Genomic DNA, 2,562 nt, shown 5'->3' with positions numbered 1-2,562 from the left:
GGCCAGGAGGCGGGACCGCCGCCGGCCGGCCGCATCGGCGTTCTCCTCGCCCGGCTCGCCGGATCGCCCCCTCGGCCCGGCCGCCCCCGTCCGATCGGGCCGCCCCGACGATGGGACACGCTCGCCCGACCGGGCCGTAGACGCCGAACCGGACGGTGGCGGCTCTCCCGCGCCGGCCAGGCCCGCCCCCGCCTGGGCCGACGTCGGGACAGGCGAATGCGCCGACATCCCGTGCGCCGCAGCGGCCGGCTGGGCCTGGATCTGCGTCACCGCCTGGTCGGGCGCCTGCGCCGGATCGGGCATCCATGCGAGGCCGCCCGCCTTCCCCGAACCGGCCGCCGAACCCGAACCAGCCGCCGAACCTGAGCCGACCGCGGACTCCGGACTGGCCGCCGAGCCTGAGCCGACCGCCGACCCCGACCTGGCCGCCGAACCTGAACCGGCTGCCGAACCTGGGCCGACCGCGGACTTCGAACCAGCCGCCGTACCTGAGCCAGGCGCCGTACCTGAACCAGCCGCCGCTCTCGGATCGGCCAGCTTCCCCGGGCGGGAGTCGCGTTGCACCGGCAGGCCGCGCGAGGCCACCCCGGCGACACTCTGCGACACCGCCCCTGCGGGCAGGTTTATGGGAGCCGGCGTCGTCACCGGATCGTCGAACTCCTCGTCCGTCAGTCCGGACGGGCCCGTCCCCGGCGCCACCCCCTGACCGGGCAGGTACACCGGGACCGGCGTGGTCACCGGGTCGTCGAACTCCTCATCCTCCGGGCCGAGCGGCGCCGCGGCCGCGGCGGGCACGCCCGGAGAGGGTGGCCCGGACGGGGTGAACCATCCCACCGGTCCGGGGGCACCCGCCGACGCGGCGGCTCCCGCCTCGGATGGTCCGGCCGGGCTACTCGGACGCCCTACGGACACCCCCCGGACCGTCGTCGAAACCGCCGAGGACGGCGGGGTGCGCAGCGACGGCAGTGCGGGCAGCCCCGCCAGGCCGGGCAGCACCGCCTGCAGCCGGTCCACGCCGGGCCGTTCGGCCGGGTCCTTGGCGAGCATCGCGGCCACCACGGCCCACAGCTCGTCGGGGACGCCCGCGGGCCGGCCCGGGGCCAGATCGGCGTGGGCCCGCAGGATGGACAGCATCTCCCGGCCGGCGAACGGTGCGACGCCGCACAGCATCTCGTACAGCATGGTGCCGGCGGCGTAGATGTCCGCGGCGGGCCCGACAGCGCTGCCGTCGACGCTTTCGGGGGCCATGTACAGGGGAGTGCCGAGCATGCCGCCGGGAATGGTCAGCCTCGTCGCCGCGGACGCCATCAGGCCGGCGATGCCGAAGTCCGAAATCTTCGGCCGGAACCGTTCGTCACCGCGGTCGAGCAGCACGTTCTCCGGTTTGAGGTCGCGGTGGACGATGCCGAGCCGATGGGCCGTCCCCAGCCCGGCGAGGATGTCGACCACCAGGCCGACCGCCTCCGCCGGCGGCATCGTGCGGCGCCGATGCAGCTCCCGACGCAGATCCGAGCCCTCGACGAACTCCATCACGATGGCCAGGTCGCCGCGTTCGGCCACCAGGTCGTGAACCGCCACCACAAAGGGCGACTGGACCCGGATGAGAATGGCCCGCTCGCGCATGAACCGGGCGACCACTCCCGGATCCGACGTGAAGTGGGGCAGCAGCAGTTTGAAGGCGAGAACATTGCCCGCCTCGTCATGGCCGCGCCATACCTCGCCCATGCCACCCCGACCGATGCGGTCTTCCAGGGTGTAGGAACTTCCCAGCTTTCTAACCACTCCGCGCCATCACCACTTCACTGTGGGTTCCAGGTGGACCCGCGGACCAGCGCATTCCGCGGGTCCCGGGTTTGCCACGGCCGACGGACGGGCGGCGGAACGCAGCGCGTACGTCATCACGACGCGGCATTCATGTCGCGGTCCACTGCCCGACGGTGTTACCCCGCGTTGCGCGCACACGTCGTCCTCTCCGCGCCGGCATCGGCGGGCCGCCCTCATTCCCGGTAAAGGCGTGCCCGCGGGCCGAAGCTGGTACCCGCGGTCCCAGGGTGCGATGTCTCTGGTCAGGATGCAGGACGTCGAAGAGCATGAGGAACATGGCAGATATGGCTTTCATCACCGGGGGGAGACAGGAGACTCGAGTTTGAGCCGGCGCCGCGGCTCGTCCGCCGGGTATGACGGTCGCGAGGAAGGCGCCGACGTCACGGTTGATCGTGTTCCGGCCGACCGATCGTGTTCCGGCCGACCGATCGTGTTTAGGCCGACATTGACGAGCCCGGTGTCCCGGTTGGCGACGAAGAGGCACCGAGCGGGACGACGCCGATCGCCGGCCAGACCTCGGCGGGGATCGGCGAGCAGCCCGCCGGTCGGGCCGCTACGGCCCCTCGGGGAGGACGGTGGCCGCTGCCCGGTCCGGTCCGGGCACAGCCGGGAGGGCCTGGTCGGGGGGCCCACCATCGGGTCCGGGCGCGCCCGCTGGTGGCCCGTTGGGGTGCTGCGGTCCTCGGCTCGCCCCCGCCACCCAGAGCAGGCGGGCAGCTGGCCCGAGCGCCCCCGCTG

At 73.5% G+C, this 2,562-nt stretch carries 1 protein-coding gene and 1 pseudogene; both read right to left on the bottom strand.

The features are described from left to right. A partial coding sequence (locus ND748_RS29815; protein WP_251749534.1) for a serine/threonine-protein kinase occupies positions 1–1,782 on the bottom strand: 1,782 nt, incomplete at its 3' end. Between the two features lie 595 nt (positions 1,783–2,377). Then, positions 2,378–2,562, bottom strand: a pseudogene (locus ND748_RS29810) (hypothetical protein); the annotation flags it as partial.

The organism is Frankia sp. AiPs1 (assembly GCF_023716945.1).
GTDB lineage: Bacteria > Actinomycetota > Actinomycetes > Frankiales > Frankiaceae > Frankia.
This window is presented reverse-complemented; position numbering and strand designations above follow the sequence as displayed.